Source organism: Aurantimonas sp. C2-5-R2 (genome assembly GCF_036549495.1).
Lineage (GTDB): Bacteria > Pseudomonadota > Alphaproteobacteria > Rhizobiales > Rhizobiaceae > Aurantimonas > Aurantimonas coralicida_A.
In genome coordinates this window covers 16,378-30,333 of record NZ_JAZHLJ010000048.1, presented here as the reverse complement: position 1 = coordinate 30,333, position 13,956 = coordinate 16,378, and the positions used below count along the sequence as shown (strand labels likewise).

Genomic DNA, 13,956 nt, shown 5'->3' with positions numbered 1-13,956 from the left:
GCTTTTGAGACGCGTTGCGGTCGGCGATGATCGCCTCCAGCCGCTGGCGATCTCCGTTTCCAAGGGTAATCGATATTCCATCGCGCATACGCCAGTTTCCCACGCGCCAGACCAGAGGGGAATCCTCAAAAGGACTCTTCCGTCTCGGCTGATCCACTAGGCCTGGTCCGCAGGCGACAAGGTCTATTGGGACAACACCAACAAGGAAGCCACCAAGACCGCCACGGCGAATACGCGGATTGGCGTGGCTTCCGAAGCCGTCGCGGGCGGCGCGGGTGACATCATCGGTCGGGTGCGCCTGAACGGCAGTTTCTGATGACGGCGTTTACCGCCGCCATCGACATGTTGTTCGCCGATCCGAACATCGGGCGGGAGGCGGTCTACATCGCAGATGGCGGTGCGCCCGTACTGGTGCGCGTCGTCCCCCGGCAGGCCGATGCGATCACTGATTTCGGCGATGCGCGGCTCTGGTCCGAGACCACCCGTATTGACCTACGCGTGGCCGAAGTTGCAGCCCCGCGACCGGGCGACCGGATCAAGATCGATGGCTGCCGGCGCGTGCTCAGTTCACTTGAACCGGTTCATCGCGCTCTTGAAGGAGTTTGAGAGGTTGTCCCAGGCTGCCAGAAAGCCCTTGCGCATATCGTCCCAGGCGGAGTCCGAGGCCTGCTGCGCCTGCTTCATCTTCGCCTGGCCCTCATCGCGTTGCTTTCGCAGCTCCGCAAGTTGCTTCTCATACTCGATCTTCGCATCGGCCTGCGCCACACTGGCACTGGCCTGCAGCTTGTCGATCTCTGCGTTCCACTCATCGATCTTCGCCTTCATCTTCTCGACATACACATCGCGATCGCTCATCGCCTTCCTCCCCGGTGTTGCGGTTGACATCGTCGCACTTAGTGGCCGGAAAAAGAACGTGGTGACGACATGAGGCTGAAGCTCGACATCGATCCTGACATCGTGGTCATGATGGCGGCCGAGGTCGCGGCGGGCGAACGCGCGGTGACGGCTGCCATGCGCGAGGCCGGGACCGGGCTGAAGACCGCCTGGCGCGCAGATCACCGGTGCGGGGCTCGGGCGGCGGCTTGCGAACTCGATCCGCAGTCAGAACTTCCCGAGGTCGGGCGAGAGCCTGGATGCCGCAGCGCTGGTCTGGTCGAAGGCGCCAGTGGTCATCGGCGCGCATGACACCGGTCCGCTGATCCGCTCGAAGGATGGATTTTGGCTGGCGATCCCGACGCCTGCGGCGGGTAAAGTCCCTCCGCGGCGGCCGGATCACGCCCGGCGAATGGGAACGGCGGCGCGGTCTGCGCCTGCGCTTCGTCTATCGCCGCACGGGGCCGAGCCTGCTGGTGGCGGAGGGGCGGCTGAACACGAAAGGTCAGGCGGTAGTGTCGCGATCTAAGACCGGGCGCGGAAAGGTCACCGCGCCGATCTTCCTGCTGGTGCCGCAGGTCAAGCTGCCGAAGCGGCTCGACTTGGCGGGTGACGCCGCGCGGGCTCATGAATCCGTGCCGGGGCTGATTGTGGCGAACTGGGTGGAGGGACGCTATTAGGAGCCCGAGGCATACTCTGGATTCACAGTCGCAGACTCTGTGCTACGAGGCGCGAGTGGCGCGGCTCCGCTGGCTCGATCAGAAGTCGAAGATCTCGCCCAGCAAGGATTTCTTCTTTCTGGGCCGGTTTTCGTGATGATCGCGTCCATAGTCGCGCGGCGGCTCGTATCCGGAAGTGGTTTCCGCATTGCGATCTGGTTGAGCGGGGCGCTGCTCTGCAGGAGGCGCTGCCCTTTCAATGATCTTGTCCAACTCACCCCGATCCAGCCAGACGCCACGGCACTTGGGACAATAATCGATCTCGACGCCTTGGCGATCGGCCATCACCAATTCGGTGTCATCAACAGGGCATTTCATGAAGGATTTCTCCTATGGGATTGGTTGGCTCTGATCAGTGACGGAAATATGCGTGCCAGTCGCGGCGATCAAGAGAAGCGCATGAATGCGACCGGCCGGGTCGGCCCGCGAAGTCGCGGCAATGCCCGCTGGCTACGGCCAGTTTGCTCGGCAACGACAGCGGGTGCAGTGACTCTCGCTGGGCTGTCAGGCTCCGGCCTCAGTCACGCCCTATGGCCAGATCCACGCGACGTAGCCGACATAGCACAACACCAGGAGGCCGCCTTCCACTCGGCTGATACGTCGGCCCGTATAGGCAAACACCACGAGCAGGATCGAAGCCGCGATCATCACGAGGTTGTCGAAGCGCACGATCTCGAACGGAACCTGGGTTGGCGCGATCAATGCGGTCACGCCGCCGATCCCGAGAATGTTGTAGATGTTCGAGCCGACGATGTTGCCGAAGGCGACGTCGGTCTCCTTCCGGATTGCCGCCATGACGGACGTGACCAGTTCCGGCATGGAAGTACCGACCGCCACGATCGTAAGGCCGATCACTGTCTCTGAGATGCCGAAGGACCGGGCGAGCGTGACCGCGCCATCAACCAGAAAATAGCCGCCGAGGACTACAAGAGCTAGTCCGGCAACGGCCACAAATACGGAAAGGGCGATCGAGCGCTCCGGCCTCGGGACGGGAATAAGGCCAGGATCCACCTCCTGCGCAGCGATCGTCTTGTCATAGACAGCGCCGTGATTATCCGTCGCCGATTGCCGCTCCTGCCGAAAGGCGGCCAACACGTAGAACGCGAGCGAAGTGATGAAGACGAGGCCCACCAAGGTGCCGAGCGGCATCAGCGCTGCCACTGCCGCGAATGCTACGGTGACTGCGACCATGACCGCACTGTCGCGTTTCAGCGCGTTCGACGCGACCAGGATGGGCGTCAACACGGCCGCTGCGCCGAGGATAAGCAGAATGTTCGCAATGCTCGAGCCGACGATGTTGCCGTATGCGATGCCCGGGGATCCGCTCAGGGCGGCCTGCACGGAAGTCACGAGTTCCGGAGTGGATGTTCCAAAGCCGACGAGGGTAAGGCCGATGACCAGGGGCGAGACGCCAAACCGGGTCGCAATTTGCACGGCGCCCCGTACGAGCAACTCTCCGCCGAGAACGAGGAGGACAAGACCCCCGATCAGGGGCAATGCAATCTCGATCATTCACTATTGTCCTTCGCCTTGTCGCGGGCACTGAGGTGGGCAAGAGCCTCTTCGATCTTGCAGCGCGTCAAGGTCGGAAGCGAGTGCGGGGTTTTCTGGTCGGAGGTAACATCGACGTTGGCCTGCAGCAAGGTTTCCGCCTTTTTGGACAACCAGAACTGCCTGCGCGGATCCGCGATCATGTACGTCGAAGAGATGGCCGACGGTCTGGCTGCGAAACGTCTGCTACCTCTGCCGCCCGGCTGTGCTGCTAGTTGCTCATCGTATGGCATTCGTTGCCGTCAACATCGACAAGTCAACGCTCGAACGAAGCGAAGGAACGCCACCATTTCCTCCCGCGAAACCATCCTCGCCGCGCTGCACACCCTCTTGCAGACGCTTCCCACCACCGCCCTGCGTGGGTGAGGTGCTGCCCGAGCGGGTGCCCGCCGAGGGCCTCCTGATCCTGCGCGACGGCGAACCGGGAGAGCCGGAGGTCACGCTTTCCCCGCTGCGCTACCACTACCAGCACCGCGCCGAGATCGAGGCGGTCGTGCAGGGCGCGGAGCGTGACGCCGCCTTTGACACCCTGACCGCCAGCATCGGCGCGGCGCTCGCCGCCGACCACACACTTGGCGGCCTCTGCGACTGGGTCGAAGCCGAGGCGCCGCGCCCGGTCGATCTTCCGGTCGACGGGGCGGCCAGCCTGAAGGCCGCCATGATCCCGGTGGTTCTGCACTACACCACGGCCGACCAACTGGCCTGACCCCGACAACCCGAGGAGAACACCATGGCACGAGCCCAGGGGGCGCGGGCGCTGATGGCGCTTGCGTTCGAGACGACCTATGGAACGCCGCCGGTCGGCGGCTTCACTCGCATGCCCTTCGCCAGCACCTCGCTCGGCGCGGAGCAGCCGCTCCTGAACTCCGAACTGCTGGGCTACGGCCGCGATCCACTGGCGCCGATCAAGGACGCGGTGACGGCAGATGGGGATGTCGTGGTGCCGCTCGACGCCGAAGCCTTTGGCTTCTGGCTGAAGGCCGCCTTCGGCGCGCCGACGACCACCGGCATCGGCCCCTGGACCCATGAGTTCCAGTCGGGTTCCTGGACGCTCCCGAGCATGTCGATCGAGACCGGCATGCCGGAAGTGCCGCGTTTTGCCATGTATTCCGGCTGCGTGCTCGACCAGATCAGCTGGCAGATGCAGCGCTCGGGGTTGCTGACCGCGACGGCGCGGCTGGTGGCGCAGGGCGAGACGGTGGGCACGACCACCAGCGCCGGAACGCCTGCGGCGCTCGAGTTGAAGCGCTTCGGCCATTTCAACGGGTCCATCACGCGCAACGGCTCGGCCCTCGGCAATGTCGTTTCGGCCGATATCACCTACGCCAACAATCTCGACCGGATCGAGACCATCCGCTCGGACGGCCGCATCGACGGGGCGGACCCGTCGATCGCCGCGCTGACCGGCCGGATCGAGGTGCGCTTCGCCGACCAGACGCTGGTGACGCAAGAGGCTTGATCCGTACGCAAAACAACTACAACGTGGACCTGAGGACGTTCTACTTGGGGAATGTCGGATTAGGCTAAATCAACCGCAACAGACCTGAACAGAGGACGTCCCCGTGACACTGCAAAAGACCCCGTCGATCCTTGTCTTCGATGTGAACGAGACGCTGCTGGACCTGACCTCTCTGGAACCGCTTTTTGCCCGCGTCTTTGGCGAGGCACGGGTGATGCGCGAGTGGTTCGCGCAACTGGTGCTTTATTCGCAGACCCTGACGTTGTCGGGGGCCTACGCGACCTTCGGCGACCTCGCGCCGGGGGTGCTGCGCATGGTGGGCACGACGTCGGGGGTCGCGGTGACCGACGACGACGTGGCCGAGCTGAAGAAATTGATCGGCTCGATGCCGGCCCATGCGGATGCCGCCCAGGCGCTGGCCCGTCTGCGCGACGCGGGGTTCCGGCTGGTGACGCTGACGAACTCGCCACCGTCCCCCGCGCCGACACCGATGGAGCGGGCTGGTCTCGCGCAATATTTCGAGGCAGCCTATAGCGTCGATTCCGTGAAGAAATTCAAGCCCGCGCCCGAGACCTATCGCCTTGTCGCAGACGAACTGGGCGTCGGACTGGAAGACACCTGTCTTGTTGCCTGTCACTTGTGGGACACCCTCGGTGCGCAGGAGGCGGGGGGCATGGGTGCCTTCGTGCTGCGGCCGGGCAACGCGCTGCTGCCGACCGAGGGCGTCGCCGTGCCGGACCTGACCGTGAACGATCTGGGCGAGCTTGCGGACCAGTTGATCGCGCAGCGGGCCGCGACCGGCCATTGATCGGATCGTCTGCGGCAAACGTTCCGGACGGCGGGTGCGCGCGGATTGCTTGACCGGGGCATGGGCCGCGTCTAGACCTTCCGTCTGATCCGCCGCAGTGTGACGTTGATCTGGTATTGTCACGTTGTCCGGACGCAAGCGCAGCGGAGGCGTCGACGTCGGAGGTCAGGCGGCGCAAGTCGCAAGGTGCCACGCGTCGATCGCATCACCGCGAAACCGACGCATCGTGCGGCGGGAGATCAGGTGGAGCTGGATGTTGAAGGTGTTGTAGATGGCGGCGTGAGTGGAGAGGAATTGTTGGGCCGACCGCGGCGACTTGAAGCGCTGCATCCGTCGCTCCCGTTGCCGCACCGGCAGATGCGAGTTCTCCGCGCGGGTGTTCAATCGGCCGCCCGTCACATGGCGCCTGTTCTCCCCGAGTTGCCGCAGGGCGGCACCATAGGAGGGCAGCTTGTCGGTGATCCAGTGCTCCGGCGCGGCGCCATGCTTCTTCAGTAATTTCGGCATCAGCCTGAGCGCCGAACGCTTGTCCGCCTGGCCTGGACCAGAATGTCGAGCACCTCACCCTCGTCATCGACGGCTCGCCACAGATACATGGGCTTGCCACCGATCGAGACGAACACCTCGTCGAGGTGCCAGCGTCTGCTCGGCCGCGGCCGCAGCCGGCGCAGCTTGTGCGTGCGTACAGCATCCCGAACTTCAGCGCCCAGCGCCTGACGGTTTCGTAGGAGACCTCGACACCGCGTTCGGCGAGCAGGTCCTCGACATTGCGGTAACTCAGCGGGAAGCGAAAATACAGCCAGACGGCGTGCTGGACGATCTCGGGCGGGAAACGATGGCGGCTATAGCTGATGCTCGACATCCCCTATCCTACTCCGCTTTCGCTTCGGATCCAGTTAACGTGTCAACGCCCCCGCCGACATCGACGGCGATCCAGCGCGGCGGCATCGAAGTCGGGACGGAGTGGAACCGGAGCGGCCATGGCAAACATCCTTCTGTTCGCCTCCGTGAATCATCATCCAGCGGCAGGGAAACCCCAAACGTGAGTCAGCCCCTACGGGAGTTGGTATTATGGGAACGGTTGAACAGTCACTGCATTGTAGCCATGTTGCGTTGCAGCATACATGCTCGTCGGGAGGAACCTGGCGTAGCTTGAACGTTCCCAGTTGCGTAAGCTTTGCGTCCAGTCGCGTTTCAACACCGAATTATGCCGTGCAAGCTGCGGGTAGATCATCTGCTCGGCGGCAAAGCACGCTTTTCCCACGAGGACATCAAATATGACCACCATTCGCCAACTGATCCAGACGAGCCCGGCCAAAACAAACGAGCTCTTTGCAAAACTCGTTGATACGTCTGAAGCCGCGGTCAAGACACGGAACCGGCTGCTTTCCGAGCTCAAGGTCGAGATTGAGCACCAGGCCAAGCTCCAGGAGCAGCACCTCTTCCCTGTCCTGAAGAAGCACAAGGAAACCAAGGACCTCGTTGCGGAGGCGCTTGACGATAACAAGGAGACACGCAGGCTCCTGGTCGAGCTCGAGCGCACGCCGAAGGACAGCAAGGAGTTCGCCACCAAGGTCGCCGACCTGCGGAAGGTGTTCCAGCAGCATGTCCGGGATGAGAAGAAGGAGTTCCTGCCGGCCGTCCTGAAGGCGTTGAGTGACGAGGAGGCGGACGCCGTCGTCGAAAAGATCGAAGATGGAAAGGCCAAGGTGGAAGCGGCACGTCGGGCCGAGACTGACGAGCGCCGGGCAGAGGTGAAGCGCGAGCGTGAAGGGATCGAAACAGCCAAACAAGCTGCGGAAGACACGGCCAACACAATCCGCGCTGGAGCCGAAGGGGAACAGCAGAGCACCCGTGCAATCCAGGAGGCAGCTCAAAGTGGCCTCGGTGCGGCGGCCGATGTGGCACAGCGCGGGGCAGATCAGTTCACCTCGCTATCCAGCGACGTCACGCGGCAAGCTCAGGAGAGCACAGAGCAGGCCAAGCAGAACATGCAGGTCGTGACGCAATCGGGCGCAGTTCTCGCCAGCGGCTACCAGGATGTTTCGCGGGAATGGCTGGCCATGTCGCAGGCTCACTTCCAGAAGAACCTGGATGGGCTGAACGCCATGATGCGCTGCCGGTCCCTGCCCGAGCTGATCGCTGCGCAGAGCTCGCTCATTCGCGGCAACATGGAGCTCACCATCGAGAACAGCCGGCGCATCGCCAAGCTGTCGGCTGGTGTCGCCGACAAGGCCGGCCGCTCCTTCGATGAGCAGACAGAAAAGAACGCGGAGCCCAGAAAGCTGGCTGCGTAAGCACGTTTCGTCGCATTTCTGAAACAAGCGCCCCCGACTTCGAACGGGGGCGCCAATCGGCCCTACTGAACCGCCCCGGGTTGGAGCCTGTCCTCGGGTCGGCGAAGCCGGACCCGGGGGACCGCCAACTCCAAATCACCCACCGGCAGGCTCGGATCTTCTGCGACGAGACACCGTTGCCGGTGCTCGACCCCGGCCGTGGGCGCACGAAGCGCTGCCAGCTCTGGGCCCATGCGATGGACGACCGGCCTTGGAATGGCCCGGCGCCGCCGGCTGTGACCTACGTCTTCGCCGCGAGCCGCTCGGCGGCAGAAATCGCCCGGCAGCTCGCCGACTATGACGGTATCCTGCAAGTCGATGGATACGCCGCTTACAAATCGTATGCCCGCAACAGGCGTCACGATGTTCCGCTGGCCTTTTGTCTTGCCCACGCACGACGAAAGTTCGTGGCGGTTCACAAGACGACCGGTTCGAGTTTTGCGATCGGCGTAATCGAAACGCTGGCAGAGGTTTATGCCATCGAGACCCGAATCCGCGGCAGAAACGCCGAGGATCGCCGGGCCGTTCGTCAGGCGCAGACGCGCCCACTCCTCGATCGGCTGGAAGCGGACATGAAGGCCGTCCTGACCGAGGTCTCGGGCCAATCCGGTCTCGCCGAAGCGTGCCGTTATACGCTTGCCCACTGGCCTGGATTTGCTCCGTCGTTGACAGACTGACGCGGTTCCTGGCCGATGGCCGTATCGAGGTCGATTCCAACACCGTCGAGCGGACGATGCGCTCCATCGGATTGGGACGAAAGAACCATCTCTTCGCCGGCAGCGAGGGCGGAGCCCAAACCTGGGCGATCCTGGCTTCGCTGATCAACACCGCCAAGCTGAACGGGATCGATCCGTATCGCTGGCTTGTCGATGTCACCGAGCGGATCGTTTCCGGACAAACGCCGATCAACCGGATCGATGAGCTTCTCGCCTGGAACTGGATGTCGAAGACGACGGCTGGTCTGACAAAGGCGGCCTGATCGTCAGCGCGATGCAAGNGCGACATCTCCGGCGGCGATGCCGAAGATCGAGCCGACGAGCAGGCCATCGCCGGAGGCGGCGGCATGCCGAAGACGAGGGCCGATCTGAAAACGGCCGTCTGATCGTCAGCGGGCAGTGATCGGCGTCGGTACCGTCTCGGCATCGGTCGTGTCCGAATGCACCGCCTCGCGGATCAATCGATCGGTGGTCTCCTCGAAATGTAGCCAAAGGTCGGTATGCATCTCGGAGAATTGGCGCCAGACCACGGCATCGAAAAATCCGCGCGGCGCCCGCACCATGATCGTTGTCCGGCGCTCTCGCGGATAGCGATAAGGCCGGATGCCGTAGCGCCGGCACAAGGCGACGAAGAGCTTGACGGCCCAGGGATCGGGCATTGAAAACTGCATCTCAACCGGTGGATCCCGTCGGTTGATCTCGGCAAGCTTGGCCTTCAGACGCTGAACGGCCGCCTCGGCCGCGTCCCGCTCTCCATTTGTCCCTGCGCCGAAATAGAGCGCCTCGACCTTACGAAGCTTCTCCTGCAGTTGCTCTTCAATGCCCATCATCGCCCTCGCTCATCGAGCGACGGCATCATCCCGCGTCAAATCCGTCAATATGGAAGGCGAAACTCCCGACATCCTTCAACGGTGGCCTCTCGCGGCGCTTACGGTTGAAGAGCGTCAAATACCAGGGTCAGAATCCGTCTGCTTTCGGCGAGCGCCAACAGACCATGGCCGACTCTGTCAAATCGCGGCGAACCGTGGCCCCATTTCGCTTGCAATGTTGGGTCTTCTCTATTCGGCGTGTCAGACGGCCGCGGGCAATTCTGCCTTTGTCCAGCGGAATTCGGTGTCGTCGCTCCACATGCGGTGCCCCCGAGGGCGCCTGGCGCTGGCGCAACTTCTCGCGCGCCGAGATCGTTTGTCGCGGAACCGGCAAGCTGCTGATCAACGCCCCCGCGCTCGACAAGCTGCAGCGCTGCGCGACCGGCTGGGCAAGCCGCTGATCGTCCGCTCGGCTTATCGCAGTCCCGAACACAACCGCGTCGTCGGCGGCGCGACGCGGTCGAGGCACATGGATGGCGCGGCCTTCGAGGATGCGGCGCGGGAGGTCGGATTTCACCCGCGTTCGGGCTTCACCCATGTCGACCTTGGCCCTGAGCGCCAGTAGGGCGACCGATTGCCGGTCCGGAAGGCCGCCTTCGCGGCCGAGACCCCACCCGCGCGCGAGGTGCTGGCGCAAAGCCGCACCATGAAAGGTGGCGGTGTAATACCGGCCAGCGTTTGATCTGACTCGGTTGTGATTTTCTTATTTTCGCTGCGCGTGATTCCCTGTCCCGGCGAAGGGAGCGGGCGAGCGATGGCATTGAAGATCACCGAGGATCTGTCGGCCGGGGAGCTTCGGGCTCTGGCGCGGCGAGAGACCAATGGGCGGGTGGCGAGCCGTCTGCTGGCGCTGGCGGGCGCGCTGTCGGGGATGAGCCGGGCGCAAGCGGCCGAGGCGGCGGGCATGGACCGCCAGACGCTGCGCGACTGGGTGGTTCGCTATAACGCCGAGGGCGTGGCGGGCCTGCGCGACCGACCGAAGGGGCATCCGCCGGAAGCGCTCACCGAGGCCGAACAGGCGAGCCTTGCCAATGTCATCTTCCGCGGGCCGGATCCGAAGAAGGACGGCGTGTCGGCCTGGACCCTGCCGGAACTCTGCTGCTGGATCGAGGCGCGGTTCGACAAGCAGGTTCATCCCGCCAGCCTGTCGCGCATCCTGCGTCGTAACGGCTTTTCGCGCCAGAAGGCGCGGCCGACCCACCCTCAAAGCGACCCCGGGCGCCAGGCGCGCTTTCAAAAAAGGGGCTCGCCTAGGCCCTGAGCGCGGCGAAGGCCGACCATCCAGACAAGCGGATCGCGCTCTGGTTCCAGTGTATGGTTCGCCTCCGGTTTGCAAGAAGAAACGATAGTCCCAGAAGACCCTGCTTCAGCGTATCCGGCTTGTTCGTGGGCGAGTGCCCGAGCCACAATGGGAGCCGCTGGGATGCGTTCCTTACAAGATGATCAGACTTTTTGATCTACTGCCACCACCAGGTTTTGCGTGTCCCGGTCGAAGCAGGGCGATCTACTGGAACCATCAGGCTGCACATCCGATCAGATCACGGTGCCATTGGCTTCTTCTCGCAAGTCGTTCAGCCTCGCGCCGTCAGGCCGCGACCGGCTGAAAGGGTTCGTTCCTCGATAAGACCGCCCAGACGATCCGGGCAACCTTGTTGGCGCTCGCGACGACAATCTTGTTGGTGTGCATGCCCCGTGCGCAAAGCCGTTCCATAAACTCCGCCATTCGACTTTCCCGCTTTCTGCGATTGTAAAATGCCGACCGCATGCCGTGTATCATCAGCGTTCGAACATAGGTGTTTCCGCGTTTCGATATCCCGAGCAGGATCGTCTTGCCTCCGGTCGAGCGCTGTCTGGGTACAAGTCCGAGAAAGGCGGCGAGATCTCGCCCTGTCCGGAAGTCAGAGATGTTGGCGACGGCGCTATAAAGGGCTGTCGCCACGATCACGCCGATGCCCGGAATGGGAAGCAAGGCCCGGCAGACAGAGTTGGATTTGGCGAAGGCTTCCAGTTCGTCGTCGATCTTGGAAAGGCGAGCGTCGATCATCGTGTATTCGGCAATGAGCGTTTCGAAGAGCGCCCGCGAGACTGCAGAAAGATCGACCTTTCCGACCTCCATCAATTCCGTCTGAATGTAGCGTTCGAAACGCGCCCGCCCTGAGGGGATCACCAGGCCGCGTTCGCGCAACAGGCCACGGAGCTGATTGATGATCGAGGTTCGCGCCGTCACTAGCCGTTGGCGCACACGATGGAGCGCCTGCATGTCCAGTTGTTCATCGGAGTTGATTCCGACCGCATGGCGGCCCGGCCGTTGTGCGGCTTCGGCGATCGCCAGCGCATCGTTCCAGTCGTTCTTTTGCGCTTTTGCGAAGGGCCGCACGCTCTCCGGGGTCAGCAGCTTCACGTCATGTCCCATCGCGATGAGCTGGTGGGCAAGCCAATGCGCGCCAGAACACGCCTCAAATGCTACACGCAGGCACTCGCTGCGCCGATCGCCGAAAAACCGCCAGCAGCCGTGAACGGGTAAATTGCTTTCGCAGGACGATGTCGCCATCGGCGCCCAGGCCGACGACGTGGAAGCTGTTTTTGCCGATATCGATGCCGATCTGCTTGAATGTCATGTGATGCCTCCTTGTTGAGACGGCGAAAATATCCGCCGAGGAGGAGGCGAACCATCCCACAAGATGAAGCAAGGGTTGGCCAGAAAGGCCGCCTCTGCCACCGGTGGTGGATCCGCGGCAAGCGACCGCCCGGGCTCTGCGACCAGCGCTTCGAATGGACCTACATCTTCGGCGCCGTCGAACCTTCCACCGGTCAGTCCTTCGCCCTGGTCCTGCCCTATGCCGACAAGGCGATGATGAACCTCTACCTCGCCGAGTTCGCCGGCACCGTTCCTGACGACGTCCATGTCGTCATGGTTCTCGACGGTGCCGGATGGCACGGCGAAAAGGCCCTCGACGTGCCGGCGAATATCACCCTCGTCGCCCTGCCGCCCTACAGTCCCCAACTCAACCCGGTCGAGCGGCTCTGGCTCTATCTGCGCGAGACCTCCCTCAGCCTGTGCGTCTTCCGCGACAGGCAAGCCATCATCGACGCTTGCTGCGACGCCTGGAACCGCGCAACAAAAGATCCCGGGCGCATCCAATCCCTCTGCAACTATCCCTACATCAAAGCGGTGAGTTCATGAGCGCGACGGTATAACCTGTGTGGCGACGCTGGGCGCTGCGGGCGTCGAGGTCGCGCAGAACGTCCTGACCGAGACCCAATCCGCCATTCTGCCGCTCGCGCCCTACCTGGACACCCAGCGCTGGGTGTTCATCGCGGTGGCGCTCGTGGGCATCGCCGTGACGATCTATGCCCGCCTCGATGACTGGCGCCGGGGGCAGCGATGATCGCCACCTTGCTCACCGGGATCGCCGCCAGCCAATTGGCGAGGGCCGCGCTGCGCTACGGCGCGATTGCCCTCGCCATCATCCGGTTCCTGCTGTCGATCCGCCGCGCCGGTGAACCTTCCTCGACATACCGCGTTGATCCTCGATCTCCGAGATCAGCTCCCAGCCCACAGGTCGTCATGGCTCGTTCCTCGATCATCGTCATAGGCGCTTCGGCAGGCGGAGTGGCTGCATTGCGCTCCTTGGCCGCCACGCTGCCGAGTACGCTTTCCGCCCCTGTTCTCGTCGTCCTTCATATCGGCGCCTATCGAAGCGAGTTGCCCGCGCTTCTGAATGCGGCCGGCCCGGTTTCCGCCAAACATGCCGAGGACGGCGAAACTATCTTCCCTGGTCACATCTATGTGGCGCCGCCGGATCGCCACCTGATCGTCGCCGACGGACGGCTGCGTCTTTTGCGTGGTCCCAAGGAGAACTGCGCGCGGCCGGCCATCGACCCATTGTTCCGGAGCGTGGCTGAAAGCTATGGTTCGGGCGCCGTGGGCGTGATCCTGACCGGAAACCTGAACGACGGCACGCTGGGCCTGTTCGAAATCAAGCGACGCGGCGGAGTTGCCATCGGCCAGGACCCGAACGATGCCGCCTATCCCGAAATGCCGAGGAGCGCGGCTGAGCACGTCGCGCTGGATTACTGCCTGCCGATCGCGGAAATACCCGAATTGCTTATTGAGCTGGTCGAACGAAAGGGCGGAAAGGAAGTTGCCATGCCGAAAACCTCTTCTCAATCGAACGGACAAGCGCCCGAAATCATCGACGGCCAGACTTTCGAGCGGCCGCTGACAGTGACCTGCCCGGACTGCGGCGGCGCACTGAAAAAGTTCGAGGTCGGTTCGATCGTCAAATTCAGCTGCCACATCGGGCACAGTTATACAGCAGAGAACATGGCTGCGGCGCAGTTCGAGGAAATGGAAAAAGTCATTCGGGCTGCGGTACGGTTCCTCAACGAGAGGGCCGAATTCTGCCTCCAGATGGCCGAACACGGCGGGGACGGCGAGCCCGATGCTTCCAATGATTGGCACGCGGCCAGCAAACAGGCGCTGGATCGGGCCTACAAACTCCGCGACCTCGTGGAGCAGGACTGGCTCACGCCGGAGACCTCCCGCCGGCTTGCCTTGGCCCATGACGGCCGTGATCAGACCCAGTTTCTCGGATAGATCGCCCTCTCCCGCTCAAGTCCGG

The 13,956-nt window shown here is 63.2% G+C and carries 22 protein-coding genes and 2 pseudogenes; 16 read left to right on the top strand and 8 right to left on the bottom strand.

All coding sequences use genetic code 11. The annotated features are described in order from the left end of the window. Nucleotides 1–172: 172 nt before the first annotated feature. Together VQ044_RS17450 and VQ044_RS17445 are read left to right on the top strand one after the other, a co-directional pair. Nucleotides 173–316 (top strand): annotated as a pseudogene (locus VQ044_RS17450) (capsid cement protein); the annotation flags it as partial. After that, on the top strand, nucleotides 316–606 hold the full coding sequence (locus VQ044_RS17445) for a head-tail joining protein (protein WP_327649105.1): 291 nt from the start codon (nucleotides 316–318) through the stop codon (nucleotides 604–606). The pseudogene VQ044_RS17450 and the gene VQ044_RS17445, both read left to right, overlap by 1 nt. Here VQ044_RS17445 and VQ044_RS17440 read toward each other — a convergent pair. Then, on the bottom strand, nucleotides 568–855 hold the full coding sequence (locus tag VQ044_RS17440; RefSeq protein WP_327649104.1) for a hypothetical protein: 288 nt from the start codon (nucleotides 853–855) through the stop codon (nucleotides 568–570). The genes VQ044_RS17445 and VQ044_RS17440 overlap by 39 nt on opposite strands. A 69-nt stretch (nucleotides 856–924) precedes the next feature. Here VQ044_RS17440 and VQ044_RS17435 point away from each other — a divergent pair, with 69 nt between their 5' ends. Genes VQ044_RS17435 through VQ044_RS17430 form a run of 3 tightly spaced genes read left to right on the top strand, consistent with a single transcriptional unit; the run spans nucleotide 925 to nucleotide 1,553 of the window. Beyond that, on the top strand, nucleotides 925–1,185 hold the full coding sequence (locus VQ044_RS17435) for a hypothetical protein (RefSeq protein ID WP_327649102.1): 261 nt from the start codon (nucleotides 925–927) through the stop codon (nucleotides 1,183–1,185). Then, nucleotides 1,094–1,402: a DUF6441 family protein gene (locus VQ044_RS25780; RefSeq protein ID WP_442872968.1), complete on the top strand. Its 309-nt coding sequence runs from the start codon at nucleotides 1,094–1,096 to the stop codon at nucleotides 1,400–1,402. Before VQ044_RS17435 ends, VQ044_RS25780 begins: the two co-directional genes overlap by 92 nt. After that, nucleotides 1,305–1,553, top strand: coding sequence for a DUF6441 family protein (locus VQ044_RS17430; RefSeq protein ID WP_442873848.1), 249 nt, complete (start codon nucleotides 1,305–1,307; stop codon nucleotides 1,551–1,553). The genes VQ044_RS25780 and VQ044_RS17430 overlap by 98 nt, the downstream gene beginning before the upstream one ends. A gap of 78 nt (nucleotides 1,554–1,631) precedes the next feature. On the opposite strand, the gene VQ044_RS17425 is transcribed toward VQ044_RS17430, so the two are convergent. The 3 genes from VQ044_RS17425 to VQ044_RS17415 all read right to left on the bottom strand — a co-directional run bounded on the left by VQ044_RS17425 (nucleotide 1,632) and on the right by VQ044_RS17415 (nucleotide 3,286). After that, the gene (locus VQ044_RS17425; RefSeq protein ID WP_327649098.1) at nucleotides 1,632–1,910 is read right to left on the bottom strand and encodes a TFIIB-type zinc ribbon-containing protein; all 279 of its coding nucleotides are present in this window, start codon (nucleotides 1,908–1,910) and stop codon (nucleotides 1,632–1,634) included. 210 nt (nucleotides 1,911–2,120) lie between these two features. After that, entirely contained in the window at nucleotides 2,121–3,104 is a 984-nt protein-coding gene (locus VQ044_RS17420; RefSeq protein ID WP_327649096.1) for a calcium/sodium antiporter, read from the bottom strand. Then, entirely contained in the window at nucleotides 3,101–3,286 is a 186-nt protein-coding gene (locus VQ044_RS17415; protein WP_327649094.1) for a hypothetical protein, read from the bottom strand. The genes VQ044_RS17420 and VQ044_RS17415 overlap by 4 nt, the downstream gene beginning before the upstream one ends. 215 nt (nucleotides 3,287–3,501) lie before the next feature. On the opposite strand from VQ044_RS17415, the gene VQ044_RS17410 reads away from it, so the two are divergent. The 3 genes from VQ044_RS17410 (at nucleotide 3,502) to VQ044_RS17400 (ending at nucleotide 5,410) form a co-directional block, all read left to right on the top strand. After that, a complete protein-coding gene (locus tag VQ044_RS17410; protein WP_327649093.1) occupies nucleotides 3,502–3,849 on the top strand; it encodes a hypothetical protein in 348 nt (115 codons plus the stop codon). A 24-nt stretch (nucleotides 3,850–3,873) separates the two neighbouring features. Further along, nucleotides 3,874–4,602, top strand: coding sequence for a phage tail tube protein (locus VQ044_RS17405; protein WP_327649091.1), 729 nt, complete (start codon nucleotides 3,874–3,876; stop codon nucleotides 4,600–4,602). A 103-nt stretch (nucleotides 4,603–4,705) separates the two neighbouring features. Further along, entirely contained in the window at nucleotides 4,706–5,410 is a 705-nt protein-coding gene (locus VQ044_RS17400) for a haloacid dehalogenase type II (RefSeq protein ID WP_327649089.1), read from the top strand. A 165-nt stretch (nucleotides 5,411–5,575) separates the two neighbouring features. Here the strand turns inward: VQ044_RS17400 and VQ044_RS17395 are convergent. After that, a pseudogene (locus tag VQ044_RS17395) lies at nucleotides 5,576–6,272 on the bottom strand (IS6 family transposase). Between the two features lie 415 nt (nucleotides 6,273–6,687). On the opposite strand from VQ044_RS17395, the gene VQ044_RS17390 reads away from it, so the two are divergent. From VQ044_RS17390 to VQ044_RS25770, 3 genes are all read left to right on the top strand, one after another. Then, nucleotides 6,688–7,707, top strand: a complete 1,020-nt coding sequence (locus tag VQ044_RS17390; RefSeq protein WP_327649087.1) for a phasin family protein — start codon at nucleotides 6,688–6,690, stop codon at nucleotides 7,705–7,707. Nucleotides 7,708–7,889: 182 nt separating this feature from the next. After that, on the top strand, nucleotides 7,890–8,423 hold the full coding sequence (locus VQ044_RS25775) for an IS66 family transposase (protein ID WP_442872970.1): 534 nt from the start codon (nucleotides 7,890–7,892) through the stop codon (nucleotides 8,421–8,423). Nucleotides 8,424–8,479: 56 nt separating this feature from the next. Continuing rightward, nucleotides 8,480–8,725 carry a transposase domain-containing protein gene (locus VQ044_RS25770; RefSeq protein WP_442873847.1) on the top strand — a complete coding sequence of 82 codons (246 nt, stop codon included), beginning with the start codon at nucleotides 8,480–8,482 and terminating at the stop codon, nucleotides 8,723–8,725. A 126-nt stretch (nucleotides 8,726–8,851) separates the two neighbouring features. Here VQ044_RS25770 and VQ044_RS17380 read toward each other — a convergent pair whose 3' ends face one another. Beyond that, the gene (locus tag VQ044_RS17380) at nucleotides 8,852–9,292 is read right to left on the bottom strand and encodes a hypothetical protein (protein ID WP_331827731.1); all 441 of its coding nucleotides are present in this window, start codon (nucleotides 9,290–9,292) and stop codon (nucleotides 8,852–8,854) included. A 355-nt stretch (nucleotides 9,293–9,647) separates the two neighbouring features. Here VQ044_RS17380 and VQ044_RS17375 point away from each other — a divergent pair, with 355 nt between their 5' ends. After that, nucleotides 9,648–9,896, top strand: a complete 249-nt coding sequence (locus VQ044_RS17375; RefSeq protein WP_327649085.1) for a D-Ala-D-Ala carboxypeptidase family metallohydrolase — start codon at nucleotides 9,648–9,650, stop codon at nucleotides 9,894–9,896. A gap of 189 nt (nucleotides 9,897–10,085) precedes the next feature. Continuing rightward, nucleotides 10,086–10,592 carry an IS630 family transposase gene (locus tag VQ044_RS17370; protein ID WP_327649083.1) on the top strand — a complete coding sequence of 169 codons (507 nt, stop codon included), beginning with the start codon at nucleotides 10,086–10,088 and terminating at the stop codon, nucleotides 10,590–10,592. A 324-nt stretch (nucleotides 10,593–10,916) separates the two neighbouring features. Here VQ044_RS17370 and VQ044_RS17365 read toward each other — a convergent pair whose 3' ends face one another. Beyond that, entirely contained in the window at nucleotides 10,917–11,804 is an 888-nt protein-coding gene (locus VQ044_RS17365; RefSeq protein ID WP_327649106.1) for an IS110 family transposase, read from the bottom strand. Next, entirely contained in the window at nucleotides 11,788–11,949 is a 162-nt protein-coding gene (locus VQ044_RS17360; RefSeq protein ID WP_327649108.1) for a hypothetical protein, read from the bottom strand. Before VQ044_RS17360 ends, VQ044_RS17365 begins: the two co-directional genes overlap by 17 nt. A 14-nt stretch (nucleotides 11,950–11,963) precedes the next feature. Between VQ044_RS17360 and VQ044_RS17355 the strand changes: the two genes are divergently transcribed. The 3 genes from VQ044_RS17355 to VQ044_RS17345 are packed head-to-tail and all read left to right on the top strand — an operon-like array spanning nucleotide 11,964 to nucleotide 13,931. Beyond that, nucleotides 11,964–12,515 (top strand): IS630 family transposase, encoded by a 552-nt coding sequence (locus VQ044_RS17355; RefSeq protein ID WP_327649081.1) that lies wholly within the window; start codon nucleotides 11,964–11,966, stop codon nucleotides 12,513–12,515. Nucleotides 12,516–12,534: 19 nt separating this feature from the next. After that, nucleotides 12,535–12,720: a hypothetical protein gene (locus VQ044_RS17350; protein ID WP_327649080.1), complete on the top strand. Its 186-nt coding sequence runs from the start codon at nucleotides 12,535–12,537 to the stop codon at nucleotides 12,718–12,720. After that, the gene (locus VQ044_RS17345) at nucleotides 12,717–13,931 is read left to right on the top strand and encodes a chemotaxis protein CheB (protein ID WP_327649079.1); all 1,215 of its coding nucleotides are present in this window, start codon (nucleotides 12,717–12,719) and stop codon (nucleotides 13,929–13,931) included. The genes VQ044_RS17350 and VQ044_RS17345 overlap by 4 nt, the downstream gene beginning before the upstream one ends. Nucleotides 13,932–13,956: the final 25 nt, after the last annotated feature.

Coding starts and splice junctions, on each gene's coding strand:
- VQ044_RS17445 (WP_327649105.1), top strand. CDS start 316: ATGACGGCGTTTACCGCCGCCATCGACATGTTGTTCGCCGATCCGAAC.
- VQ044_RS17440 (WP_327649104.1), bottom strand. CDS start 855: ATGAGCGATCGCGATGTGTATGTCGAGAAGATGAAGGCGAAGATCGAT.
- VQ044_RS17435 (WP_327649102.1), top strand. CDS start 925: ATGAGGCTGAAGCTCGACATCGATCCTGACATCGTGGTCATGATGGCG.
- VQ044_RS17425 (WP_327649098.1), bottom strand. CDS start 1,910: ATGAAATGCCCTGTTGATGACACCGAATTGGTGATGGCCGATCGCCAA.
- VQ044_RS17420 (WP_327649096.1), bottom strand. CDS start 3,104: ATGATCGAGATTGCATTGCCCCTGATCGGGGGTCTTGTCCTCCTCGTT.
- VQ044_RS17415 (WP_327649094.1), bottom strand. CDS start 3,286: ATGATCGCGGATCCGCGCAGGCAGTTCTGGTTGTCCAAAAAGGCGGAA.
- VQ044_RS17405 (WP_327649091.1), top strand. CDS start 3,874: ATGGCACGAGCCCAGGGGGCGCGGGCGCTGATGGCGCTTGCGTTCGAG.
- VQ044_RS17390 (WP_327649087.1), top strand. CDS start 6,688: ATGACCACCATTCGCCAACTGATCCAGACGAGCCCGGCCAAAACAAAC.
- VQ044_RS25770 (WP_442873847.1), top strand. CDS start 8,480: ATGCGCTCCATCGGATTGGGACGAAAGAACCATCTCTTCGCCGGCAGC.
- VQ044_RS17380 (WP_331827731.1), bottom strand. CDS start 9,292: ATGATGGGCATTGAAGAGCAACTGCAGGAGAAGCTTCGTAAGGTCGAG.
- VQ044_RS17370 (WP_327649083.1), top strand. CDS start 10,086: ATGGCATTGAAGATCACCGAGGATCTGTCGGCCGGGGAGCTTCGGGCT.
- VQ044_RS17360 (WP_327649108.1), bottom strand. CDS start 11,949: ATGACATTCAAGCAGATCGGCATCGATATCGGCAAAAACAGCTTCCAC.
- VQ044_RS17345 (WP_327649079.1), top strand. CDS start 12,717: ATGATCGCCACCTTGCTCACCGGGATCGCCGCCAGCCAATTGGCGAGG.